We start from the raw sequence: 26,179 nt of genomic DNA, 5'->3' as shown, positions 1-26,179 counted from the left end.
ATAGAGAGATTGGGGTTTTTATTTTGACTTTGTTTCATGTTTAAAAAAGTTTCATTTGAAATGAAAATACCAATAAATCGCAACTTCATCACTTTCAATATCCAAACCTTTATAAACAAGAAAATCAAACCCACCAATTACAAATCCACATTTTTCATAAAATTTACATGCTGCGACATTATTATTTTGCGTTTCAAGCATGATACCTGGCATATTTCCTTTTTTTGCCCACTGCTTTGCTTGATTAACTAATCTTTTACCAACTCCGATTGTACGATATTTTTTATCTACCGTTATATCTTCTATGTAAGCATAGTGATTCCAATTCTTTTTCAATACCATTAATCCAATGATTTGGTTATGTAACAGTGCTATGTAAATGACTTGATTAGGTTTATTTATATATTCATTGTAAGCCAGTTCTTCATTATCATCTTGATTTTGTAAATAACTTTTTTCATAACTCGGAACGTCTTCTACTGTATATGCTATATGTCTATTTCCTTTGGAAAGAGAAAGAATTAACCGAGCATTCACTATAAAACTGTCATCAATCTCTGGGAGATTATCTAAATCATTTGTTTCTAACTCTCTAATTACAAGGTTCATCGGAGTACCTCCACATAATAATATTTCTTCTAGTTCTTCATTTGGTTCAAATGAATTCCAATTACAAAATTATAATAGAATTTCAATAGTACGGCCATCTCTGTATTTTATCTTTATGCCGGTATGCTGTTATCTTGATGTAAAAATGTTATTTAGAAAGAGTAGTATTTTTTATTTTGGATGTATATCCAGGTTTCAAATTTAACTGTAGTAGAGAAACAAATATTTTTTTAAAGAGTGGATGCAATACGCTATTCTTTAACTAATTTCGACATTATCTGCATTTTATCTTCACCTTCCTCTATTAATCTATTTATTGTAAATATCAGCTGAAGTTAATACTTAGCTGCATAAATAATGAATATGAAAATGAGTAGGGAAAGGATCGAAATATAATGAAAGAATCACAAAATAAGAAAAAAACAAATGTAGTAACTAATGCAATACTATCTCTAGGAGTTGTTTTAGCAACGACCTTTTTCACGTTCTTTTTAATAGGGAAATGGAACGCTATCCCAGCGAAAGGGGTAGCTAATGAAAGTATTAAGCTAGCTAATATGCAACAACAAGAAAAGAAAGAGGACACATCACTGGCAAAACAGAAAAGACCTGATGGAAAACCAGTAGGAAAGGTTGTATATTTAACATTTGATGATGGTCCTAGCGAATTAACTGGGAAATTTTTAGACGTACTAAAAGAGCAAAATGTTGCTTCGACATTTTTTATGCAAGGTAGCAATTTGCAAAATACAAGTTTTCAGGAAAATGTAAAACGAGCAGTAAAAGAAGGCCATTATATTGGTGCACATAGTATGACGCATAATAGTGATAAGCTATACAAAAAAGGACAATTTGTACCGGAGATGAAAGAAACGTTAGCTCTTATTCATAATATTACGGGTACAACTCCTAAATTAGTCCGTCCTCCATATGGATCTGCACCAGGATTAAAGGGGCAGGAAATTCGTAATCAAATTGTAGAAGCAGGAATAAAAGTTTGGGATTGGACGATAGATTCAAATGATTGGAAATTAAAAGGTAACCCGCAGCAAATTATAGAGAATGTAAAGCGTACAACAACAGAAGATGTGGAAGTAGTTCTAATGCATGAAAAACCACAGACATTACAAGCGCTTCCGGAAATTATTAAATTTTATAAGGAAAAAGGATATGAATTTGGGGTATACAATGAAGCGGATCATTTTCAACTAAACTTTCAGAAAGATCAACGTCTATAGTATAAACATAATTATCTTAAAAAGGTGTTTTCCATTACTAAATCAATAACTAAGCCAAAAGTCGATTTCTTATTTTATAAAGAAATCGGCTTTTTTTATAAAATTGTACTTTGCGTATGAAGTCCTTGTTTTAGGATGAATATATTGAATTTATTTTAAAACAGAATTTGAGGACTCGTATTATTTTCTTTAAACTTATTAGTTAAGATTATTCGACAATCATATAAATAATAATTAAAGTATAGAACATACACATCTTAGGGAGGGCATATATGTGAAGAAATGGATAGAAATTACTCTGTACTCTTTACTTGGTATTTTAATTATAGGAAGTATTACGTTTTTGACTTGGTCTCAGTTTACTTATAAACCGACGAAAGAGGCTTTGTCGTTAGTAGATGATAAAAAAGATGAAAATTATATAGTTTTTGGAGAGAAAGATGCAAAAATAGGAGTCATTTTTTATCAAGGAGCTAAAGTAGAAGCGGAGGCTTATAGTTACTTAGGAGAAGCTCTTGCAAAAGATGGGCATTTTGTAGTAATGCCTAAGTTACCATTAAACTTAGCGATACTTGGAATAAATGAGGTAGACAGTGTAATTGAAAAGTATCCTGAAGTTCAAAAATGGTATGTTGCTGGGCATTCAATGGGGGGAGCCATGATTTCTAAGTATGCATTTCAACATGAAGAAAAGGTAGACGGGATCATTTTCTTAGGTTCTTATCCTGCAGATGACTTCTCTACTAAGTTGATTCCAATGTTATCAATTTACGGGGAAGTAGATGCTTTAGCAACTGTCGAAAAAATAGAGAACAATAAAAAGTTAATGTCAAAGAATACTACTATGCACATGATAAAAGGGGGAAATCATGCTAATTTTGGCATGTATGGTGAGCAAAAAGGTGATAATGCGAGCTTGATTACGCCAAAAGCACAACGTGATGAAACCGTGAAAGTAATTGAAGAATGGTTATTAAAACAATGATAACGAATTTAATAAATCTACCGAAAAAATTCTCCGAGCGGTAGGTGGGAGAGGTAATAAAGAGCCAAATCGTATGAATTGGCTCTTTTATTTATCTGCTAGCTCCAATTGTCCCCTTATTTTCTCTGGAATATCCTTTTTAGAAATAATATCGTAAGAATACACATACTTTCCTTTCACATGAATTTTTAAGTAAGTTTTTCTTATAAAATCATTAGGTGTGTTCGTTCCAACTTTATATTCTTTCTCATTGCTTAATTCATCAACACCTTTTAGTGAGTACATAGCTCTTCCTTTATGATGGTAATCCGGAACGCCATATCCTTTCGCGACGGCGTATACATTTTTTTCTTCAGCAATCGGATTAAATCTGTCTAAATCCCCGCGTAATATGAAAGGTAGTAAGTATATAGGAAGGCCTATTCCTAATATGCAAATTACAAATTTTCTCATTATCGTTTCTCCTCTTGTTCATTTACATGCTTCAGTATAGAAAAAAATTCTTATGAATATAGAGGGAAATTCCTTAAAGTTTTCTTAATAAAGTTTAACCGTGTGAAAAAAACTAACTTGAGCATTAAGCTTACGGAATGAATAACCAAATAACTTTTTTCTTTCTTTTTTGATATTTCTTAAGAACCTATCAAGAAATAAGTGTGTTTTAGGATTTAGAATAAATGTATCTTACAGTAATAAGAGAATTATCTAAATAAATTAGAGTGATAACAATTAAATAAAGTATCTTGTGGGGGGCTGCTTTCTTTTGGAATAGAGAATCCCATGGGGCAGTTACATGCAATGCAGGGCTGTGCTTCTATGGCACTGAAAAATCCAATGATAAAAAAAGAGGGGGAAGGCATTTTTTATTGAAGTTTGTTAATGATAGATTTTTAACTAGTTAGGGGGGATCGTAAAATAGATTATTAATCTCTTTGATAATTTTTATTTTCCTTATAGTTGGCATATTGTATTAGAAATTTTTAATTTTGAAGGGAGAATCAATAATTATGGGTAAGAAAAGAAGAACAAGTAATAAGTTATTACTTGTTAGTGCAATTTTTTCAATAACAATTCCCTCAGTCTCATATGCGGAGGAAGTAATTTTACCTGAAAATTTTACGAGTTCTTCAAGTTTGTATGAGGGACGGAATACGGAAGTATTGAAAACAAGCTTATATCCTGATACATATAATTATCCGTTTAACCATCAATTTATTTCGAAATTAAAGGAAGCAAACACAACTATAAAAAAAGTAGACAATAGTGATGAGGAAAATCCTATTATATCTACTACTCTTTCATTTATTCGCCATATGAATAGTGAAGATTATAAATCTGCATTTGATTTAACCTCAAGGTCATTACAGAAAATAATATCCGAAGAATGGCTGAAGAGCTATTGGGAGGGACTCCCAGTGCAATTACAAGCAGGTTCTTTTATAGAAATTGGAGAGGTTACACAAAAAGAGACAAATCCTGTTCATACAAATGTGGAGATTCAATTAGTTTTTGAAAAAATGACTGTACCTTTACTAATTAAACTAGATCCATCTGGAAAAATAGACGATTTTCAACTCAGCATGTCGTTTAGTCCTGTTGCAGAGCGTCCATCATATAGTAAGCCTGAATCATTTATTGATAAAGAAGTAGTAGTTGGAAGTGGTGCATTTCCATTACCAGGAACATTGTCGGTTCCAAAAGGAAAGGGTCCTTTTCCAGCGGTTATTCTTGTTCAAGGATCAGGAGCAACTGATCAGGATGAAACAGCGTTTGCTTTAAAACCATTTCGCGATTTAGCTGAAGGTCTTGCATCGAAGGGAATTGCTGTCCTTCGCTATAATAAAAGAACTTATGAACATGGGTTAAAAACACAATTCAGTCCCTTTTATACAGTTGATAAAGAGACAACAGATGATGCTCTTCTTGTAACTCAATTTCTTAAAAATGAGCCTTTAATAAATAAGAATCAAATATATATTCTTGGTCATAGTCAAGGTGGAATGATGCTTCCGAAAATGATTGAAAAAGACCAAAATAAAAATATTGCTGGGGCAATTGTAATGGGAGGGCCAGCTCGTACGATCCAAGACGTTGTTTTAGATCAATTTGAGTACCTTTTCTCTATTGGAGCAATGAACCTGGATCAATATAAATTCTACAAATCGCAATTTGAATTATTAAATGATCCCAATTTCTCTGGTCAGAATCCCCCAAAAGATTTTTACTTAGGATCAGCAGTATTTTGGGATTCTATCCGTAAAATTAAAGCGGCAGAAATGTCAAAAGAACAAAAGATACCGCTTCTTATTATTCAAGGAGAAAGAGACTATCAAGTTCAATCAAAAATCGAAATCCCTCTTTGGAAAGAACAATTAAAAGAACGAGATAACGTTGATTATCGACTATATCCAAAGTTAAATCATTTCTTTACAGAGGGTGATGGGGAAATAAGTAAGCCAGATGAATATTATAGTCCTGCTAATATCCCTGAGTATGTTATAAATGATATTGCTGCTTGGGTGCAAGGCAAATCGCAATTAAATTAGCAACCATATGTTTTAATAAAGACTTTCTTTCCGTAATCAAAATAGAAATATTTTTATTAGGTTATATGTTTTTTTAAAGCACTCTTTGAAAAGGAGTGCTTTTTTATTTTTCTATGATTTCTATAAAACAATGGGCTTGCCTTCCAAACAAATCGTTATTTGTAGCGCTTTTATCAAAGCAAAGTTCTTGTGACATTTCTTTGATATTAAAAACATGAATAACTTATTGTGTTAAAATTTTGAAAATTTAGATTTAACATCTTTAAAATAGGTGTATTACATATTACATAACAACTAAATAAAAAATCTAAAGGAGGAAAGATACCATGAAGATTATATAGTAACAATTGTTCTCTTCTAATTCCATATATCTTATGTTGAGAAATAAATTATAAGTGGCTTGATAAAGCTAAAATGAATGATTGACATAATATTTTGACGATAATATAATGAATCTCGAATTCAAGATAAGTTGTAAAGGATTGGTAATTATGAGCGTGATTAACGATGAGAGCTTATCTTTAAAGTTATTTGTTATATTATCAAGGGAATTACAGTTAATCACTAAACGTATTGAAAAGGATATAAAAATTTATGGACTTAATTCAACTGAATTTGCAGTGCTTGAGCTACTATACAATACAGTAAAGCTGATCAGCCTATAAAAAAATTGGAGACCAAAATATTACTTGCAAGTAGTAGTATCACGTATGCATCAATTACTTCAGAAAGTATTGAATTGGTGACACTAATTTTTCCTCAGCATAAAGAGGGGATTCGGAAAATATTTGGTAGTTTGGACTATATTGAGAAAAAATGATAATTAAACAGTTGAAAAAGTTAGGATATTATGCACAGAAATTGTAAGTTTTTAGAGGTTATTTCTGTTTAGTAATATCCTAATTAAATATAAATTAAATAAATAGGAGGGAAAATCAATAAATAGTAGTAAATGTATTGTAGTACAAAATAAAGAAATTATGTAATTGCAATTGATATAGTAGGAAAGATAGTTGTTCTGTTAACGTATACATATTGTCCTTTTCATTATAAATCTTTCATAAAGCGGAGAGTGGGTATCAAGAATGGAATTACGTCATTTAGAGTATTTTATTCAAGTTTGTAATAATAATAGTTTTACTAAAGCTGCGGAAGTTCTAGGTATTTCACAGCCGACTTTAAGCCAACAAATCCGTGTGTTAGAAGGTGAACTTGATACACCATTGTTTCATCGAGTTGGAAGAGGTATCAAAATGACAGAAGCGGGTAAGCTGCTATTTGATAAAGGAAAATTTATCATGCAACAATTTGATGACGTTTATAATGAAATTTTTGAATTAAAGGGTGTAAAAAGAGGTGTGATTACTATAGGAGGTTTATTAGAGGATCTCACTTATTTAACACCTTATATTATGAAGTTTCAACAACAGTATCCTAACATCGTTGTAAAAATTATAGAGTCCGAAGTTGCTGTAAATCAAATCGTTAACAAAAATATTGATATAGGGATTACACGTAGTGCTCAAATTCCAGACACATTAACAAGCACCCTTTTGTATAGCGAAGAGCTTGTCCTTGTCATTCCAAAAAACCATCCTTTGGATGAAAAACCATTTGTTTCTTTTCGAGAATTAGTAGGACTGAGTAGAATAATGGTTTCATGTAGTTGTCGTGAATCTATTAAAATATATTGTGAGAGTTTAGGGTTATCTTTATCTGAAGCAAATATAGAAACAAAATCTTCTATTTCTCTATTGAGTCTTGTATACAATGGTCATGGGGTTGCCATAATACCTCTTTCACTAGTTGATTTTGTTAATAATGATACTTTGAGCATAGTTCGTATTACTGATCCAACACCAAGGCAAGATATTAATCTTATTCATTTTGATGATAAATTTTTAAGTTTTGCAGCACGTATCTTTATGCAGAAGTTAAATAATCCTCAAAAGGTATTAGTATAATAATGATTTTAGTGTAACAATTGAAAAAATCTATACGTCTTGAGATGAGACCTATATTAAAGTCAAAGGGTAGTGGATTTATATGTATGGTGTAGTCGATCAAAAGGGGATACCGCTGACTTTTAATTAAGGAAAAAAGGACGGACTTTACAAGGAGAGAAGGCTATCAAAAACAAGTTAAGTTAATCAATCAATTCTTTGGTCTTATCGCATAGTAACAGATTCCATATGGGGATATACACTGCTATTTTGAATCTACATATCCTTATTGTAGAAAGAAAACCACCGGCATTATACCGGTGGTTTTGATTTAGAAAGCAAAGCAAGTACAACCAATCCCCCATTTAGTTCCATCTTTTCCTATTACGGTATGAGTGTGTTGATGGAGAGGGTTACTACAACTATGTAACTTGTTATCATGGGAATCGTGAGAAAGTATAGTGTTTGCTAGGTTAGCACCACCATAACCATAAACGCCCGTCGGTGACCAATCAGGTGATGCTGGCGGCAATTCAGGTGATAAATTTTTAAATTCATCATTTCCATAAACAACCTGCCCACCCATAATGGTGAGTAATGATTCAAGGTCTTTGATTTCTTCTTCTGGCACAGTAAAGTAGTCAGAAGACAATACAGCAATATCAGCAAACTGACCTACTGCAAGGGTTCCCTTTTTACCTTCATCACCAGAGAACCACGCACTTCCTTTTGAATATAATTCCAGGGCTACTTTTCTATCAAGTTTATTTTTTTCATCGTATATGGAAAGACCACCAATGGTTTTTCCGGCAACCATCCAGTAAAGAGCGACCCAAGGGTTATAGCTGGAAACCCTGGTTGCATCACTACCGGCGCCAACAGGTATACCAAGATCTAACATACGATAAATCGGAGGAGTATGCTTTGCAGCTTCCTTTCCGTATAAGTCAACAAAGTATTCACCTTGAAAAGCCATGCGGTCTTGGATGGCAATACCGCCATTTAAAGCCTTAACACGTTCCATACTACGATCTGAGATTGTTTCTGCATGATCAAACCACCAGCGTAGCCCATTAAAAGGAATTTCTCTGTTAACTTCCTCAAATACATTTAAGAAACGTGTGATTGACTCGTCATAAGTTGCATGTAAACGGAATGGCCAACGGTTTTCCACCAATAGAGAAATTACTTTCTTTAAGTCGGCTTCCATTACTGTAGCTAGTTCGGGCCGTGGCATTTGAAATTTTTCAAAATCGGCTGCCGAGAATACTAACATTTCTCCGGCACCATTCATTTTATACTTATCATTTCCTTGACCAGGAGAAACAATTTTTGCCCATGAAGCAAAGTCTTCATATTCATGATTAGGATTTTGCGTAAATAGATTATAAGCAATACGCAAAGTTAATTGTTCCTTCTCGGCTAAATGTTCAACAACTTTGTAGTCATCAGGGTAATTTTGGAAGCCACCACCTGCGTCGATGGCGCTTGTAATACCTAATCTATTTAATTCACGCATAAAATGACGAGTTGAGTTAATCTGGTCGTCAAGATTAAGTACTGGAGCTTTACCCAAACTTGAATAAAGAATAGAAGCGTTAGGGTTAGCAATTAAAAGGCCCGTTGGATTACCTCTTTTATCCCGCTGAATTAAACAGCCTGGAGGGTCTGGGGTATCTTTCGTGTATCCCAGTGCACGTAGCCCTGCACGATTTACAAGTGCTCTATCGTAAAGATGTAGCACAAAGACAGGCGTGTCTTCAGAAACAGCATTAATCTCTTCTAATGTTGGCATCCGTCTCTCTTTAAATTGAAATTCAGACCAACCTCCAACTACTCTTACCCACTGAGGAGCAGGTGTACGCCTTGCCTGTTCTTTGAGCATTTCTAGAGCAATAAAAAGTGATGGCACGCCTTCCCAACGTAATTCCATATTATAATGCAGACCACCACGAATAACGTGTATATGAGAGTCATTCAGGCCTGGAATAGCTCTCTTTCTTTTTAGGTCTATTTTTTTTGTTTTTTCCGTGGCACTATTAAGAATCTCATCTCCACCTACTGCAGTGACTAAACCATCAGTTATGGCGATAGCAGATACCTCAGGCTGAGAAGGGTCAAGGGTAGTAATTTTTCCGTTATATAAGATCATATCCGGTAAATTCATGTTCACACCTCGTCTACTTTCTATTATTTTGTAACCATGGATGAAATAATTTACCGAAAATCGGCATGACTACCCATGATAGCAAGGACACTATACATACAGAAACAAAAAAAGCTGACATAATAGGATTCATATGTTTTATAATAGGTCCTATCACTTTAGGAACTAACATGCTAAGAGGCCATACACCCAGAAGGGTAACGATAGACATTTTCCATTTTGGAGGTGGAACTGGCGTTTTCGGAGTAACAAACCAATAAGCCAAACTGCTTTCAGTTTTATAAGTTGGATTAGTGGCTTGAAATTGCTCGGCCGTTTTTAACAAATCCCGGCGAACATCTGATTCTTGCCAAGCACGTAGATGCTCATACGTATCAAAGCGAAAAATAACAGTATACTCTCTGGATTCGTTACTTGGGACTATTAGATTTACACCTAAATGTCCTGGGAATTTAGTAGCCGCAGCCTCAATTTCATGTCTCCATGTTTCAAACTGTTTTTCTCTACCTTCTTGAATTTCCCATGTAACAATCGTTGTTACTGGATTGCCAGCATCCATCGTGTTCCCTGTATAAGTCTCTTCGACAGCTACTCCTTCTTGTTTCATATTTTCCTGCTTGGAAGCGCGCCATGCACCATAGTATATGCGTATTCTACACCTTGACCATAAGCACCAGTGTGTTCCTTTACAATCTCCATTACAGCATCATAAGTGTCTTTGTGTGCCCAGTCACGTTGGTATTCAAGTAAAACTTGAATTGCTGTCACTGGAATTGCACCAGCTTGTTCTACACGACGCATAGCAGCGTTATGTGCTGTCAAACTAGTACCACCTGAAGCATCATCAACTGCATACACCTCATAGCCAGCTTTAATTGCTTCAAGCACAGGGAATGCAAGGCAAACTTCAGTCCAAAGTGCTGCAAATATTAATTTCTTTCTACCGGTTGCTTTAACTGCCTCAACAAATTTCGGATCTTCCCAAGAGTTCATTGAACTACGTTCTATAATTTCATGGTTTGGGAATATATCAAGAATTTGTGGCCAAAAATAACCAGAAAAGCTGCGTGTTTCAACTGTAGTAAGAATAGTAGGTACGTTAAAAGTTTTTGCTGATTTAGCAAGCAGCATAACGTTATTAATCAATGTTTGTCTATCAATACTTGCAACTCCAAAAGTCATTTGAGGTTGAAAATCAATTAAAATTAATGCACTGTTCTCCGGATTTAACAATTCTAAATTACTCATAATAAACAGCTCCTTTTTTAATTGTTTAAAATTAATATTATTGAAAAAATATATTTTCTGTTAATTAAACCTGTAATCGTAAAAATAAAATATTTGCTATACCTTTTAATTTAAAAGAGAGTGCTGATTTAATCAGCACTAAATGTATACTATCTAGTTTTTTGAAAGAAAAGCTATTATGCATTTTGTTTACTAAGATCTCGCTGAGCTCCCCTATAGCTTCCAATTATATTTTGATAGCCTGGAAGATTGCTAGCAAGCAAATTGCCAAAACCTTCGACATCGTTGCGCCAATCGCGTTGTAATTCGCAAGCTACGCTAAACCAGTTCATAAGTTGCACACCACTATGTGCCATACGAGTATTTGCAGCATCTGCAACTTGTTTACTGAAAGTTCCTGAAGCATCAGTAACAGCAAATACTTCATATCCAGCTTTTATAGCGGAAAGTGCAGGGAAAGCAACACAAACGTCCGTAACTACGCCCGCGATGATAAGTTGCTTTTTTCCAGTTTCTTCGATTGCTTTTACAAAATCATCATTATCCCATGCGTTAATTTGTCCAGGTCGAGCTATTTTTGGTGCATGAGGAAAGAGATCAACCAATTCTTGCATTAAAGGTCCATTAGGCCCGTTTTCAAAACTTGTTGTTAAAATAACTGGTAAATCAAAAAACTTAGCAGTATGAGCAAGAGCTAAAACATTGTTCTTGAATTCATCAACACCATAGTCACGTACTAGTCCGGACATAAGACCAGTTTGATGATCTACTAAAAGAACGACAGCATCATCTTTGTTAATACGAGAATAGAGATCAGTCATTATGTATTCCTCCTAAAAATTAAGTAATCGAAGAAAGTTTAAATAGTCGAATACTATCATAAGTTTCTTCGTTTATAACTAAGCTGACCAATAATATTGGTTATAGCAGCATTCACAGAACATGAAGTGCTATACAAATTTATAGTATTTTAAAACTGATTCGTTAATCAATTCTAAATTATCTATAATTCGTATAGGTCGTAACTATAGTTGTTTTCACTATAAAATAGATTGGTTTTACCTATACATCCTATAGATAGAACAATATTGATAGTCACCTATTTTTGTTATTACAATTGAATATGAGTAATGTTCAGTAATTATTTTATGATGAAAAAGGTATTAGAGGGGGGATTGTTCCAAAAGGAGAAAATGAATGCGTTGGAACAATAGAGTTTCATACTTAGATTTCACAACATAAACGTGCATGAATAGGTTATGACATTCATCCGGAGTATTGAAGAAAAGGATACATATTAGAATATTTTTTGGAGGTAGAAGCATGGCGAAAATTACTGTAGGAACCGAAAATCAAGCACCAATTGAGATATATTTTGAGGATCATGGCACAGGAAAACCAGTTGTACTAATTCATGGTTGGCCGTTAAGTGGTCGATCTTGGGAATACCAAGTTCCAGCTCTTGTTGAGGCTGGATATAGAGTTATAACGTATGATCGACGAGGATTTGGAAAATCATCTCAGCCGTGGGAAGGGTATGAATATGATACCTTTACTTCTGATTTACATCAACTATTAGAACATTTAGAGCTTCAAAATGTCACACTTGTTGGTTTTTCTATGGGGGGAGGCGAGGTAGCCCGGTACATTAGTACGTATGGAACAGATCGTATTGAAAAGGCTGTTTTTGCTGGAGCAGTTCCTCCATATTTATACAAATCAGAGGATCATCCTGAAGGGGCATTAGATGATGCTACAATTGAAGCATTCAAAAGTGGTGTGATAAATGACCGCCTTGCATTTCTTGATGAATTTACTAAGGGATTTTTCGCGGCTGGTAATCGAACAGATTTAGTTAGTGAACCATTCCGTTTATATAATTGGGATATTGCAGCCAGTGCATCACCTAAAGGAACGCTTGATTGTATTACCGCCTTTAGTAAGACAGATTTTAGAAAAGACTTGGAGAAGTTTAATATACCTACTCTTATTATTCACGGTGACTCTGATGCAACTGTACCTTTTGAATTAAGTGGAAAACGTACATATGATGCCATTCCTGGTAGTAAACTCGCTTTAATACAGGGCGGTCCACATGGGCTAAATGCAACGCATGCTAAAGAATTTAATGAAGCACTCCTATTATTTTTAAAGGACTGATTACAACTATATAATTGTTAATTGATAAATTATAAACAAGTAAAAATAAATCTAAAAAAAGATGCTCTTGGATAAATCCAGGAGCATCTTTTTAAATGGTGATATTGAGATGTTAGGCTGATAAATATCCATTAATTTTGGATTGAATATTCTTCTTAACAGCTAAAATGTATTGATTAGAGTTTTTTAGATTTCTTAGAAGTATTGTTATATTACTATCAAGATAATATTTTGAATAATCCTCAAAACAAAAAAATGTACATTTTTTTGAGGAAGAAATATCTTGTCAGAAAACAATAAAATCTTATTAATTTTTATAATTGGTAGAATTTTTATGGAAATAATTCTCTTAATATATTAAAATAACATCGTATTATGTCAGATTTTAATTAGGGGAGAGAAATTTTATGTTGAAAAAAATCATTCCAGTTGCTTTAGCATTAAGTACAGTTACTTTTACTAGTGTATTTGCTGCACCTTCAATCCAAGCGAATACAGAACAAAACCGCTACATAGATGTACAAATGCTCGGTATTAACGATTTTCATGGGCAACTAGACACTGTAAAAAAAATTAACAATAAAGATGCAGGGGGAATTGAGTACTTAGGGGCTTATTTACGTGATCGTGAAAAACAAAATCAAAATACATTAAAGGTACATGCTGGAGATGTTGTTGGAGCAAGTACTCCTGTTTCAGCATTATTACAAGACGAACCTACAATTGAATTTCTAAATGATTTGAAATTCGATGTTGGAACGATAGGAAATCATGAATTTGATGAAGGTGTTGAGGAAATGCATCGCCTTATTTATGGTGGATACCATGAGAAAACAGGTAATTTTAAAGGAGCAAAATTCCCATATGTTGCTGCGAATTTCTATAATAAATCCACCGGTCGTTTATTTTTACCACCATTCACTATAAAAAAGGTACAAGGAGTTCCTGTTGGCTTTATCGGAGTCGTAACAACGGATGTTCCTAACCTTGTTATGCCTACTATGCTAAAGAATGTAGAAATTACAGATGAAGTTGAAGCTATTAACAAATCCGTAAAGCAATTAAAAAAACTAGGCGTTAAATCTATCGTTGTTCTTGCACATAACGGAGGTACAACAGATGGGAACGGAGTAACAAATGGTGATATCGTCCGATTAGCAAATGAGACTGATCCGGAAGTCGATGTTATTTTTGGTGGGCATAGCCACACTTATGTAAATGGAACTGTTAATAATAAACTTGTCGTACAAGCAAATTCATATGGTATGGCTTTTGCTGATGTTGATGTAAAGATTGATCGTAAGACACAAGATATTGTTGAGAAAAAAGCAGAAATTGTTACAACTTACCATGAAGGCATGGAGCCTGATAAAAAAATAAAGAAGAAGATGGAGAAATATCAAGCAAAAATCGCACCTCTTGTTAATGAAGTTGTAGGTAAGTCTATTGCTCCACTAGATCGCAAACTCAATACGGCTGGTGAATCTACTCTGGGAAATTTGGTTGCTGATGCCCAGCGTGCAACAATGCAATCCCAAATTGCACTTATGAATCCTGGTGGTATTCGTAATGACTTAGATGCTGGTGATATTACATGGGGAGAGATATATGGTATTCAACCATTCGGAAATCAATTAATAAAAGTAAATTTAACAGGTCAAGACATTCGTGATATTTTAAATCAACAATGGCAAAAAGATATAACAAGAATGCTTCAAATTTCAGGGATCCAATACACTTGGGATGCGAACAAGCCTAATGGAGAAAAAGTAACAAGTATTCGCTTAACAAATGGAGAAGAAATTATTCCTTCTAAAACTTACAGCGTCGTTGCGAACGCATTTCTAGCTTCAGGTGGAGATGGATTTGTATCCTTTAGAAACGGTAAAGATGCTGAAACAGGACCAACTGATTTTGAAGCATTAGTAGATTATATAAAAAAATCAAAAGAACCAATTCAGTCTATTATTGATGGAAGAATTCAAAAAATAAATTAGTTTTTTATTAATCTCAAAAACAAATAGATTACCTGTACGCTATACTTCTTAATGTGCAGGTAATCTATTTTTTGTGGGTTTGAAATAAATCTTACCGTGGTCAATGGATATACTGTATAGATGCAGAGTGCCGAAAAAAAGTGAAGTAAACAAAAGTCGATATCCTGAACGTATAGGGGGGCTTTTTTGAAAAAACGGGACATATCGAACATCAACTAGGCTTAACGATGGATGTTAAAGATACAAATAATGAATTAGAGTTATGGTGTGCTAAGACGAAGGAAGGGAAGTGGCCGAAAGAAAATACGCATCGTGCAGGATATATCATTTGTTATCCAAAAGAATAGAGAAATATGACTGTTTATGCGTATGAGCCTTGGTATATTCGCTATGTAGGAGAAATTGCTAAAAAATATATAAGGAAAAACTAACTTTAGAGGAATATATGAGATAAGAAAGCCACAGTGAATTGAAAATCTGTATTTTTTGTTTAGGCAATAATATTTTATAAAATAGTAGGGTACTTTATTTTAATAGATTCAAAAACTGCCTATCTAAAAATTTGATAGGCAGTTTTTTTACTTTTTGGCAAAAAGTGAAATGATTTTATTATGTTTACACATATAGAAAATGTAATTATTCCAAACACCAATCATTGCCCTTCATTATTAGCAATAGGATAGCTACTTAAGGATAAAAAAGAATTCGCCAACTTTTGTGCAAAATGTAATGGGGGCTCTACCGATTGGACATGAATATACATAATTAAGGGATTCATGTACAGCCAGTGATTATGTAAAGCACTGACAATAATTCCTTGTTGTATAATTGATTGCATAAATGCAGGAATCTCTTCTTGTAGAACAGCGATTTCGCCTAAATTTAATGCATTACCATTTTGATCCAACGATTCAAAACTTACTCCGACGGGTACTACATTGGTACTCCGTTTTCCTTGAACAAGCACGCTAAAATCGCGGTGAAAAGACACCGAACAACCACCTTGACTTATTTTACTTTTTCCTTTAAGTATTGTAGCAAATTGTTCACAAATGAAATTAAGATTGTGCATAAATTCAATCCCTTTCTCGTACAAAATTATATAATTAGAGATTTGAATGTTTATTTTAAAAGAAATACAAGCTATAGTACTTGGCTATTCGGAACTTTATTGGAGGTGATTAATGTATCCGAGTTATTAAACTTACGATTTATGATAGTCTGTTCGAGATGTTATTATAAAAAATTCATAAAGTATGCACTTACATATTTTTAGTTTATGTAGATTAAATAAATATGTATTTAAATTTGAATGATAAAACTAGAAAAACAACGTTGAGAAAATAACCAATAATATTTTGTTTTCTATAAAAAAACACTACTAAAAAATGAGTTCTAAAATACCGTACCTATTCACGAAGAATTTAGTTGTTTCTCCCTGTATCTATTTATATTTTTCGGTATAGAAAACAATTCCTATGAATACAGAGGGAAATTCTTTAAGGTTTTCTTAGAATTTAGTAAAGGTTATTTTAACCAAAATTTTCATAGAAATACCTTCAAAAAGAACAAGAGTTCGTATATAATGAGAACAAACGTTCTTTATTTAGGAGTGATTACCTTGTATGATTATTTTCTTTTACCGAATCGTATTATTCTTTGTGTAGATCTTCGTAGCTTTTATGCGAGTGTATCATGTATTAAAAAAGGACTTGATCCAAGATATACAAAATTGGCTGTCGTAGGGGATGTGAATCAGAGCGGATCAATTGTATTAGCGGCAACACCGCCATTAAAAGCGTTAGGAATAAAGAAGATGGCTCGTTTGTACGAAATACCGAAGCGACCAGATATTATTATTGTGAATCCAATTATGCATACGTATATGAAGTGTTCAACTTTCATAACGGGTTTAGCTTTGCAGTATGTCGCGCCGGAAGATTTTCATCAATATAGTATCGATGAATTTTTTATGGATATGACTGCAAGCATTCATTTGTTTGCCAGTAATCCGCGCGAGTTCGCATTAAAGTTCAAGCGAGAAATATATGAACGCACACGGATTGAAAGTACGATTGGTATAGGGCCTAATTTATTATTGAGTAAAGTTGCGATGGATGTGGAAGCAAAAAAGAATAAAGATGGAATAGCGCAGTGGACGTATGACGATATACCCGAGAAGTTATGGGGCATTAGACCGCTTAGTAAATTTTGGGGTATATCGTATAAAACGGAAATGAAATTGAACCGAAAAGGTATACATACAATAGGGGAGTTAGCGCAGTACCCTTTGAAATATTTAAAGCAGTCGTTCGGTGTAATAGGAGAAGAATTACATTTACACAGTAACGGGATTGATTTTAGCAGAATAGCAGAAAAATACGTTCCTGCAACAACATCTATAGCGAAAAGCCAAATATTATTACGTGATTATTCGATAGAAGAGTTCATCGTTATTTTACTAGAGCACATAGAAGAAATTTGTTATAGGTTGAGGAGAGAAAAGAAATGCGCGCAAACAATTCATTTTTCGGTTGGATATAGCAAGGAATACGGCGGGGGAATAAAAAAGGCACATACGTTAAATAGAGCAACAAATTTAACAATGGATATATATAATGTTTGTACATATTTTTTATACGAGAGACATACAGGAGAACCAATTCGATCAATAAGTATCTCGCTAACCAATTTAATAAATGAAGGGGAAGAGCAAATTTCGCTTTTCGATAATATTGTACAAAGAGAAAAAGAAATGAGATTAACGAAAGTTATGGACGAAATTCGAACACGGTTTGGTAAGAACAGTATTTTACGAGGGATTTCCTACACAAGCGTCGCAACAGCAAGATATAGAAACACATTATTAGGAGGGCATAAATCGTGAAGAATGCTAACATGCCAAAAGGAAGAGGAATGGTGAAGTGGCAACCGTTTGCTAGTATGCCAGAGCAATTTGCAGTTATTAAAGAAATGATAAAGGAGCAAACGAAAGCCTCGCGTCCAATTGTAACGCAAGATGCAAAAGAAATGATTGAAAATAAGCTATTAACTTCATTTTTAGGTGAAGAAGAGGTTTTACTTACATATTATAAAGACGGCTATTTATATAAAAATTACATAACAGTCGTGGATATTAATCCATTAAATGAGACGATTACTTGTACAGATGCTTTTCATAATCAAAGACTGTTTAAGTTTGGTGATGTAATTGAAGTGAATTAGAGGGGGAAATAGAAGTGATGACATCTTCCTAACTTAATTATATCATGTAATTTACGTTCGAAATAGACTGTTTCTTCTCATTTACTGCTGTTACAATCAAGAACACATGAATAGTAAGGAGAGGTGCCAAATGAGTTCTTTCGTTCTCGATTTTCAGGAAATAGAAAAAACGCAGCTTTTTCTCGTTGGTGGAAAAGGATTGAATTTAGGGGAGTTATCCAATATTCAAGGGATACAAGTGCCAGAAGGATTTTGTGTTACAACGGTAGGGTATGAACAGGCCATCGGAAAAAATGAAGCGTTTCAAACTTTGTTGAATCAATTAGCAATGCTAAAAATTGAGGAACGAGATCAAATTGGTGAAATTAGTAAGAAGATTAGAGAAGTCATTATGGCGGTGGAAATTCCAGTTGATGTAGTGGAATTAGTAGCTCATTATCTTTCGCACTTTGGCGATGAACATGCGTATGCAGTGCGTTCGAGTGCTACTGCTGAAGATTTACCGTATGCCTCGTTTGCTGGTCAACAAGATACGTATTTAAATATTATTGGAAAAGAAAACATTTTGCAGCATATTAAAAAATGCTGGGCTTCTTTATTTACAGATCGAGCGGTTATATACCGAATGCAAAACGGTTTTGATCATAATCAAGTTTCTATATGTGTTGTCGTTCAAAAAATGGTTTTCCCTGAGGCTTCAGGGATTTTATTTACTGCGGATCCGATTACTTCGAATAGGAAGGTGTTATCAATCGATGCCAGCTTTGGACTTGGCGAGGCGCTAGTATCTGGATTGGTTTCTGCCGATAATTATAGGGTAAAAGAAGACGAAATCGTCGAAAAGGTCATCGCAACGAAAAAATTAGCCATCTATGGACGAAAAGAAGGCGGAACAGTGAGAAAGAAAATTGCTCCTAATCAGCAAAAAGTTCAAACACTTACTGAACAACAAATTTTACAACTAGCACGCATCGGAAGACAAATCGAAGCTTATTTTGGTTGTCCACAAGATATTGAATGGTGCTTAGTTGATGATACATTTTATATAGTCCAAAGTAGGCCGATTACGACTTTATATCCAATTCCAGAAGTAAATGATGGGGAAAATCACGTGTATGTATCGGTTGGTCACCAGCAAATGATGACGGATGCGATGAAACCATTAGGTTTATCTTTTTTCCTGTTAACGACTAGTGCACCTATGTGTAAAGCTGGAGGAAGACTATTTGTTGATGCTACGCAAAGATTAGCTTCACCTGCTAGCAGAGATTACTTAATCAACACTTTAGGCAAATCAGATCCGCTCATACGAGATGCATTAACGACTGTAATTGAGCGAGAGAATTTTATTAAATTGTTATCGGATGATGAAAAAGAAAAGAATCTTAGTAAAAGTGTGCCACCTGCAAATTCGCAGCCACAACATGAAAACGATCCAGAAATCGTTACGGATTTAATAAAGAATAGCCAATCATCAATAGAAGAGTTAAAACGAAACATGCAAACGAAATCAGGGGTGGATGTACTTGATTTTATTTTAGAAGACATTCAGCAATTAAAGAAAGTATTATTTAGTCCGCAAAGTATAGCTATTATTATGGCAGGTATGAATGCTTCGACATGGATCAATGAAAAGATGGAACAATGGTTAGGTGAAAAAAACGCAGCAGACACGCTTTCTCAATCCGTACAAAATAATATTACGTCAGAAATGGGGCTAGCGTTATTGGATGTGGCAGATGTGATTCGGCCGTATCCAGAAGTCATTGCGTATTTACAGCATGTAGAAGATGATAGCTTTTTAGATGAATTAGTTCAGTTTAAAGGCGGGGAGAAAGCTCGAGATGCAATCGATGCTTTTCTAAATAAATATGGAATGAGATGTAGCGGAGAAATCGACATTACGAAAACGCGCTGGAGTGAACAGCCAGCTACAATTATACCGATGATTTTAAATCATATAAGAGACTTTGAATATGGTGCTAGTAAACGGAAGTTTGCAGAAGGGCTGCAGGAAGCTTTGAAAAAAGAAGAAGAGTTGTTAGAGCGATTGCAGCACTTGCCGGATGGGGAACAAAAAGTAGAAGAGACGAAGAGAATGATTCGTAACATCCGCAATTTCATCGGTTATCGTGAATATCCGAAATACGGCATGATTCATCGTTATTTCATATATAAGCAGGCATTACTGAAAGAAGCAGAGAAACTTGTGCAAAATAACGTTATTAATGAAATAGAAGATATATACTATCTAACTTTTGAAGAACTTCACGAAGTCGTCCGCACGAATAAACTAGATGACGAGGTTATTCATAAACAAAAAAATGAGTACAAATTATATGAAAAACTAACACCCCCGCGTGTTATCACGTCTGATGGAGAAATCATTACAGGTAAGTACAACCGAGAAAATCTCCCAGCTGAAGCAATAGTAGGTTTGCCTGTTTCTTCTGGAGTGGTTGAGGGGAGAGCACGCGTTATTTTAAATATGGAAGACGCGAATTTGGAAGATGGAGATATATTAGTTACGGCATTTACCGATCCTGGCTGGACACCTTTGTTTGTTTCTATAAAAGGGTTAGTCACTGAAGTCGGCGGGCTTATGACGCACGGAGCAGTGATTGCACGTGAGTATGGATTACCAGCAGTCGTTGGAGTAGAGAATGCTACGAAATTAATAAAAGATGGGCAACGAATTCGGGTGCATGGAACAGAAGGGTATATTGAAGTGTTATAGTTGCACCTTAGATAATAAAGGGATCAATCACTAATTATAGTGGATGATCTCTTTATTTTTCATCCAGATATTACTAACACGGAACATTGTTGAATCAGAATGTATATCAATTTGAACTAAAGAATATTTTCAAAAATATTACAAATTCAGACAACATCTTGTGAATTGTCTGAATTTTCATTATTATATAAACGTTGTATCGTATTTTATATTGGGGAGGAATAGGGATGAAGAAAAAGCCTTTTAAAGTGCTGTCTACGCTTGCGGCGGCAGCTGTGCTTAGTTGCACATTTGGGTATGGGGGTCAATCTGTTTATGCGGCAACGCCGTCTAATGGAGGAACTTTAAGTCCGATTGATGAAAATTTAATTCAAGAGGAGCGTTTAGCAGATGCGCTCAAGAAACGCGGTGTAATTAGTGAATCTACGTCGAAAGAAGACACATTAAAAGCTGTTGAAAAATACGTAGAGAAGAAAAAAGGAGAAAATGCGGGAAAAGAACCAGCAGCAGGGGATAGTGTTACGAGAGAAGCTGCTGACTTTTTGAAAAAAGTTAAAGATGCAAAAGCAGATGAGAAAGAAAAAGCAGATCAACCTGCTAGTGGTCCAGTAGCGGGACAAGAGCCGGTTAAAGGGGGATTAAACGGCAAAGTACCAACTACTTCAGCGAAGCAAAAACAATATAACGGTGATGTTCGTAAAGATAAAGTTCTCGTATTGCTAGTAGAGTTTGCTGACTTTAAGCATAACAATATTGATCAAGTACCAGGTTATATGTATTCAAATGATTTTAATCCAGAACATTATCAAAAAATGTTATTTGGTAATGAGCCATTTACACTTTTTGATGGTTCAAAAGTACCAACATTTAAACAATATTATGAAGAGCAATCTGGTGGTAGTTATACAGTAGATGGCACAGTAACAAAGTGGTTGACAGTTCCTGGTAATGCGGCAGATTATGGCGCAGATGCAGGAGATGGCGGTCATGATAATATGGGACCGAAAGGACCTCGTGATTTTGTAAAAGAGGCATTAAATGCGGCTGTAGAAAGCGGTATTGATTTATCTGAATTTGACGAATACGATCAATATGACAATAATGGTAATGGCAATAAAAATGAACCAGATGGTCTAATCGATCACTTAATGGTCATTCACGCTGGAGTTGGGCAAGATGGAGGTGGTGGTAGACTAGGTGATGATGCAATTTGGTCACATCGTTGGCACCTTGGAACACCATATCCAATTGAAGGAACAAAAGCAAAAGTTGATAACTGGGGCGGTAAGATGGCAGCATACGACTACACAATTGAGCCAGAAGACGGAGCGGTTGGTGTATTCGCACATGAATTTGGTCATGATTTAGGTCTTCCAGATGAGTATGATACGAAGTACACAGGAGCAGGTGAGCCAATTAACTCCTGGTCTGTTATGAGTGGTGGTAGCTGGGCTGGTAAAATTGCAGGAACAACGCCACCGAGTTTTTCTCCGCAAAACAAAGAGTTCTTTCAAAAGAACATAGGTGGAAACTGGGCCAATATTGTAGAGGTTGACTATAATAAATTAAATCGTGGTATTGGCTATGCGACGTATTTAGATCAAAGTGTAACGAAATCAAATCGTCCTGGACTGATTCGCGTTAACTTACCAGATAAAGAGGTGAAAGGTATTCAGCCTGCATTCGGTAAGAAGTACTACTATAGTACAAAAGGTGATAACCTTCATACAACATTAGAAACGCCAGTGTTTGATTTAACAAATGCAACAAATGCGAAGTTTGATTACAAATCAATGTATGAAATTGAAACGGATTATGACTTCCTTGAAGTACATGCAGTGAAAGAAGATGGTACGAAAACGTTAGTGGATCGAATTGGTGAAAAGAATGTGAAAAATGGTCTAGACACAACAGATGGTAAATGGGTAGATAAGTCATATGACTTAAGCAAATTTAAAGGTCAAAAAGTAAAATTAGTATTCGAATACATTACAGATGGTGGTTTAGCGCCGACCGGTTTTACTTTTGATAATGCTACATTAACTGTAGATGGAAATGTTGTGTTCTCTGATGATGCAGAAGGCGAAACGAAATTAAAATTAAATGGTTTCGTTGTAGCAGACGGCTTTGATAAGAAGAAGCATAACTACTATTTAGAGTGGAGAAACTATGCTGGTGCTGATCAAGCGTTAAAATATAGCAATGGTGTACCGTATAATACAGGTCTTCTAGTATGGTATGCAGACTCTAGCTTTACAGATAATTGGGTTGGTTTACATCCAGGTGAAGGTTTCTTAGGAGTTGTTGACTCTCACCCAGAGGCAATTGTTGGAACGCTAAACGGAAAACCAACTGTTAAAAATAGTACACGATTCCAAATCGCAGATGCTGCGTTCTCCCTTAACCAAACGCCAGCATGGAAAGTCGTATCTCCAACACGTGGAACATATGATTACAAAGGATTACCAGGTGTAACGAAGTTTGATGATTCTAAATTGTATATAAATGATTTAATCCCAGATGCAGGACGTAAATTACCGAAATTTGGATTGAAATTTGAAGTAGTTGGACAAGCAGATGATAATTCTGCAGGTGCAGTTCGTTTATATCGTTAATAATGTAAAAGCTGTTGAAGAGGAGTCCTTTCAACAGCTTTTTTTACAGAAATATAAATTTCAAGTTATTAATAAAATAATAGAAATTACTAAGCAAGCTGGCTTATTTTTTTAAGCCAGCTGCATAAAAAGGTCCATGAACTGCAATAGTTGATAAAAAGCGAGCAATCTCCTCAGGTGTTTCTTTTTGTCCATTATTTAACCATTGCTGGATGACACCTATATGTGCAGATGCCATATAAGAAGTTAAGTATTCGCTTGGAACAAGTAAATTCTCCTTATTAATGAGAGGACCATTCGTATCTTCAAATAATGTTTTCCACATAAAGTCTTTCAGTTTTGTTTGGAAAGATAAATCTCCTTTCGGACTTAGTACAGCTTTCATAAAATCACTATTTTCATTTAGAAATTCAAGAATAGAAGTGATAAGTATAAATGGCATTGTTGGAGAAGGATTTGATCCAAGGTCAGCAATAACTTCCGGGAATTTCTGTTTAGCAATGTTAGAAAACTCGTACATAATGTCTTCTTGGCATTTTGTCATTAAATCAAATTTATCTTGATAGTGCGCATAAAAAGTACCGCGATTAATATTTGCTTTCGTTGTGATATCTTTCACTGTAATGGCGTCAAAACCCTTTTCTTCAATTAGCTCCACCAATGCATTTCGTATGGCAGTTTTCGTACGAACAACACGCAAATCTAAATTACTATCGCGCAAAGCATGTCCCTCCTTAATTTTACTCAACACATTTAGAAAATGTGTCTTATAACCGACACATTCACGATTTTTGATTATTGTATAAGGTTCAACTCGAACATATAATTCAAAATATAAATAAACAACACGTTGTTGATTATTATAAATCAAATTAAAGGAGGAGAAAAGAAGATGTTTAAAAATAAACTTTTATTGTTATCACCAGTTATTGCACTACTTGTTGTTTTTGTTTTTTCATTAACGTTATTTCCAACTGTTCAACCGCAGCCGAAAAACTTGCCAATTGCAATTGTAAATGAGGATCAAGGTATAGAAATTCCGAATCAATCGAAAATGAATATGGGGCAAACAATTGTTGATATGGTGAAAAAATCATCGAAATCAGATGAAGAACCTGCGGTAAAGTGGGTAGAAGTGAAAAATAAGGAAGCAGTTCAAAAAGGGTTAAATAATAAAGAGTATTATGCAGCGTTAGTCATTCCGAAAGAATTTAGCGCAAAGCAAGCGTCATTACGAACACCACAGCCATCTTCACCAGAGATAGAAATATATATTAATCAAGGAATGAATACGGTTGCATCAACTATGGCAGGGCAAATATTAAATGGTGTAGTTGATAATATGAACAATAATGTCCGTACGCAAATATTAGAAGGGTTGAAAGCAAAAGGAGCTACTGTAACAACAGATCAAGCTGCGAAATTAGTAACACCTATTGTAAAGAACGTGAAAAATGTGAATGAGGTTGGCAAAAATAGTGCGAACGGTAACTCACCAATATCATTGTTCCAGCCGTTATGGATTGCAAGTTTAGCTAGTGCAGCGATTATTTTTATTGCGATTAGTAAAATGCCAGTAAGCTCAAGAAAAGAAAACTTTCTGTTAAAAGTAAAACAAATCGTAACAGGAGCTATTGCGACACTTGTAATTGGATTTGGTCTTACATGGATTGCAGATGGGATGGTAGGATTAAATATTTCGAACTTCACGGATACAGCTCTATTCTTATCCATTACTTCTTTTAGTTTCTTCTTAATGATATCTGCGGTACTTTCATTAGTTGGGCTAAAAGGAATCGGTTTATTCGCTTTATTACTATTCTTCGGGGCGCCGTTATTATCGTTAGCACCTGAGATGTTGTCTCCGTTTTATCAAGACTGGGTTTACTCATGGTTACCAATGAAATTTATGATTGAAGGCCTAAGAGAAATCTTCTTCTTCGGAAAAGGGTTAAGCTGGAATACACCTGTTACTGTACTCGTTTGGATTGGTATAGTAAGTATGGTTACTATATTAGCAACTGCATTCAAACGTAGTGTAGTTGTAGTAAAAGGGCATAAAACAGAATTGAACGCTTAAAAACAAGCCGTTTCACTAATTAGTGAAACGGCTTGTTTGTGATTTTTTCTCAATGTAAATGCCTGATTGTTGAAAAGTGTAGTGTTTAGAATTAAGTCGGAATCTTTAAAAATCGCGTACGTTCCAAACAATCTCACCACGTTCATCATCCCACGTACTGTGATGACGCTTAAATCCTATCTTTTCTAGTACCCGGAGGGAAGCGATATTCCAAGCGCCTACAGTCGACCAAAGTCTATGACGCCCAGTAGCAATCGCAGCGTCCAGTACAACGGATGCCGCCTCAGTTGCATAACCTTTACCATGGGCGCTGCGAAACAACTCGTATGCAATCTCCGGCTCTTCAAGTGTGGAACGACCGATAATTAAGCCGCAGTATCCGATGAAATCGCCTTCGTCTCTCCTCCGAATAGTGAGAAGGGAAATGCCATTTTCGTCTGCCTTTTTGCGCATCTCAATAAGCCAGCTACGAACGGAATCAACGGCTGGAATGTCCACACCACGTTCGCCAATTAATTTGCTCAGCCAAACGGAATCGGATTCCTCCCACATACTAAGCTCAAGTCTTTCGGTTTTCAGCTGGAAGGCCATAGGTTTAAATAAAGATGGCATAGTGGTACCTCCTAGTT

At 35.0% G+C, this 26,179-nt stretch carries 20 protein-coding genes and 3 pseudogenes; 13 read left to right on the top strand and 10 right to left on the bottom strand.

What is annotated here, in order from left to right:
* Nucleotides 1-51 precede the first annotated feature (51 nt).
* Nucleotides 52-609, bottom strand: a complete 558-nt coding sequence (gene satA, locus AC241_RS15540) for a streptothricin N-acetyltransferase SatA (RefSeq protein WP_050844171.1) — start codon at nt 607-609, stop codon at nt 52-54.
* A 395-nt stretch (nt 610-1,004) separates the two neighbouring features.
* On the opposite strand from satA, the gene AC241_RS15535 reads away from it, so the two are divergent.
* Nucleotides 1,005-1,847, top strand: coding sequence for a polysaccharide deacetylase family protein (locus AC241_RS15535; protein ID WP_050844169.1), 843 nt, complete (start codon nt 1,005-1,007; stop codon nt 1,845-1,847).
* A 274-nt stretch (nt 1,848-2,121) separates the two neighbouring features.
* Nucleotides 2,122-2,832: an alpha/beta hydrolase gene (locus AC241_RS15530; RefSeq protein WP_050844168.1), complete on the top strand. Its 711-nt coding sequence runs from the start codon at nt 2,122-2,124 to the stop codon at nt 2,830-2,832.
* A gap of 87 nt (nt 2,833-2,919) precedes the next feature.
* Here AC241_RS15530 and AC241_RS15525 read toward each other — a convergent pair whose 3' ends face one another.
* The gene (locus AC241_RS15525; protein ID WP_016081048.1) at nt 2,920-3,285 is read right to left on the bottom strand and encodes a YxeA family protein; all 366 of its coding nucleotides are present in this window, start codon (nt 3,283-3,285) and stop codon (nt 2,920-2,922) included.
* 554 nt (nt 3,286-3,839) lie between these two features.
* Between AC241_RS15525 and AC241_RS15520 the strand changes: the two genes are divergently transcribed.
* Complete coding sequence (locus tag AC241_RS15520) at nt 3,840-5,378, top strand: alpha/beta hydrolase (protein WP_043937149.1); 1,539 nt, start codon at nt 3,840-3,842, stop codon at nt 5,376-5,378.
* Nucleotides 5,379-5,496: 118 nt separating this feature from the next.
* Here the strand turns inward: AC241_RS15520 and AC241_RS36030 are convergent.
* A pseudogene (locus tag AC241_RS36030) lies at nt 5,497-5,574 on the bottom strand (acyl dehydratase); the annotation flags it as partial.
* A 295-nt stretch (nt 5,575-5,869) separates the two neighbouring features.
* On the opposite strand from AC241_RS36030, the pseudogene AC241_RS15515 reads away from it, so the two are divergent.
* A pseudogene (locus AC241_RS15515) lies at nt 5,870-6,245 on the top strand (MarR family transcriptional regulator).
* A gap of 218 nt (nt 6,246-6,463) precedes the next feature.
* Nucleotides 6,464-7,342 carry a LysR family transcriptional regulator gene (locus AC241_RS15510; RefSeq protein WP_016081051.1) on the top strand — a complete coding sequence of 293 codons (879 nt, stop codon included), beginning with the start codon at nt 6,464-6,466 and terminating at the stop codon, nt 7,340-7,342.
* Nucleotides 7,343-7,652: 310 nt separating this feature from the next.
* On the opposite strand, the gene AC241_RS15505 is transcribed toward AC241_RS15510, so the two are convergent.
* The 4 genes from AC241_RS15505 to ycaC form a co-directional block, all read right to left on the bottom strand.
* Entirely contained in the window at nt 7,653-9,488 is a 1,836-nt protein-coding gene (locus tag AC241_RS15505; protein ID WP_050844166.1) for an amidohydrolase, read from the bottom strand.
* A 13-nt stretch (nt 9,489-9,501) separates the two neighbouring features.
* On the bottom strand, nt 9,502-10,095 hold the full coding sequence (locus AC241_RS15500; protein WP_000806856.1) for an antibiotic biosynthesis monooxygenase: 594 nt from the start codon (nt 10,093-10,095) through the stop codon (nt 9,502-9,504).
* A complete protein-coding gene (locus tag AC241_RS15495) occupies nt 10,092-10,736 on the bottom strand; it encodes a hydrolase (protein WP_000067162.1) in 645 nt (214 codons plus the stop codon). The genes AC241_RS15500 and AC241_RS15495 overlap by 4 nt, the downstream gene beginning before the upstream one ends.
* A gap of 176 nt (nt 10,737-10,912) precedes the next feature.
* On the bottom strand, nt 10,913-11,557 hold the full coding sequence (ycaC, locus tag AC241_RS15490) for an isochorismate family cysteine hydrolase YcaC (RefSeq protein ID WP_000131214.1): 645 nt from the start codon (nt 11,555-11,557) through the stop codon (nt 10,913-10,915).
* A gap of 502 nt (nt 11,558-12,059) precedes the next feature.
* Between ycaC and AC241_RS15485 the strand changes: the two genes are divergently transcribed.
* From AC241_RS15485 to AC241_RS33015, 3 genes and pseudogenes are all read left to right on the top strand, one after another.
* Nucleotides 12,060-12,896: a bromoperoxidase gene (locus AC241_RS15485; protein WP_050844164.1), complete on the top strand. Its 837-nt coding sequence runs from the start codon at nt 12,060-12,062 to the stop codon at nt 12,894-12,896.
* Between the two features lie 407 nt (nt 12,897-13,303).
* Entirely contained in the window at nt 13,304-14,893 is a 1,590-nt protein-coding gene (locus AC241_RS15480) for a bifunctional metallophosphatase/5'-nucleotidase (protein ID WP_050844162.1), read from the top strand.
* Between the two features lie 182 nt (nt 14,894-15,075).
* Nucleotides 15,076-15,347: pseudogene (locus AC241_RS33015) on the top strand (M15 family metallopeptidase); the annotation flags it as partial.
* Nucleotides 15,348-15,545: 198 nt separating this feature from the next.
* Here the strand turns inward: AC241_RS33015 and AC241_RS15475 are convergent.
* Nucleotides 15,546-15,965: a DUF1259 domain-containing protein gene (locus tag AC241_RS15475; RefSeq protein WP_016081059.1), complete on the bottom strand. Its 420-nt coding sequence runs from the start codon at nt 15,963-15,965 to the stop codon at nt 15,546-15,548.
* A gap of 549 nt (nt 15,966-16,514) precedes the next feature.
* Between AC241_RS15475 and AC241_RS15470 the strand changes: the two genes are divergently transcribed.
* The 4 genes from AC241_RS15470 to AC241_RS15455 all read left to right on the top strand — a co-directional run bounded on the left by AC241_RS15470 (nt 16,515) and on the right by AC241_RS15455 (nt 23,470).
* On the top strand, nt 16,515-17,780 hold the full coding sequence (locus AC241_RS15470; protein ID WP_029442718.1) for a Y-family DNA polymerase: 1,266 nt from the start codon (nt 16,515-16,517) through the stop codon (nt 17,778-17,780).
* Nucleotides 17,777-18,118: a YolD-like family protein gene (locus tag AC241_RS15465; RefSeq protein ID WP_016081061.1), complete on the top strand. Its 342-nt coding sequence runs from the start codon at nt 17,777-17,779 to the stop codon at nt 18,116-18,118. Before AC241_RS15470 ends, AC241_RS15465 begins: the two co-directional genes overlap by 4 nt.
* 130 nt (nt 18,119-18,248) lie before the next feature.
* Complete coding sequence (ppsA, locus tag AC241_RS15460) at nt 18,249-20,855, top strand: phosphoenolpyruvate synthase (RefSeq protein WP_050844160.1); 2,607 nt, start codon at nt 18,249-18,251, stop codon at nt 20,853-20,855.
* A gap of 227 nt (nt 20,856-21,082) precedes the next feature.
* Nucleotides 21,083-23,470 carry an immune inhibitor A domain-containing protein gene (locus AC241_RS15455; protein ID WP_050844158.1) on the top strand — a complete coding sequence of 796 codons (2,388 nt, stop codon included), beginning with the start codon at nt 21,083-21,085 and terminating at the stop codon, nt 23,468-23,470.
* Between the two features lie 103 nt (nt 23,471-23,573).
* On the opposite strand, the gene AC241_RS15450 is transcribed toward AC241_RS15455, so the two are convergent.
* Nucleotides 23,574-24,191 carry a TetR/AcrR family transcriptional regulator gene (locus AC241_RS15450; RefSeq protein WP_050844157.1) on the bottom strand — a complete coding sequence of 206 codons (618 nt, stop codon included), beginning with the start codon at nt 24,189-24,191 and terminating at the stop codon, nt 23,574-23,576.
* Nucleotides 24,192-24,362: 171 nt separating this feature from the next.
* Between AC241_RS15450 and AC241_RS15445 the strand changes: the two genes are divergently transcribed.
* The gene (locus tag AC241_RS15445; protein WP_050844154.1) at nt 24,363-25,550 is read left to right on the top strand and encodes a YhgE/Pip domain-containing protein; all 1,188 of its coding nucleotides are present in this window, start codon (nt 24,363-24,365) and stop codon (nt 25,548-25,550) included.
* 105 nt (nt 25,551-25,655) lie between these two features.
* On the opposite strand, the gene AC241_RS15440 is transcribed toward AC241_RS15445, so the two are convergent.
* Nucleotides 25,656-26,162, bottom strand: coding sequence for a GNAT family N-acetyltransferase (locus tag AC241_RS15440; protein ID WP_050844152.1), 507 nt, complete (start codon nt 26,160-26,162; stop codon nt 25,656-25,658).
* Nucleotides 26,163-26,179 lie beyond the last annotated feature (17 nt).

This window comes from Bacillus thuringiensis, assembly GCF_001182785.1.
GTDB lineage: Bacteria > Bacillota > Bacilli > Bacillales > Bacillaceae_G > Bacillus_A > Bacillus_A thuringiensis_S.
The sequence above is the reverse complement of the archived record's forward strand: the minus strand, read 5'-3'. Positions and strand labels throughout refer to the sequence as shown.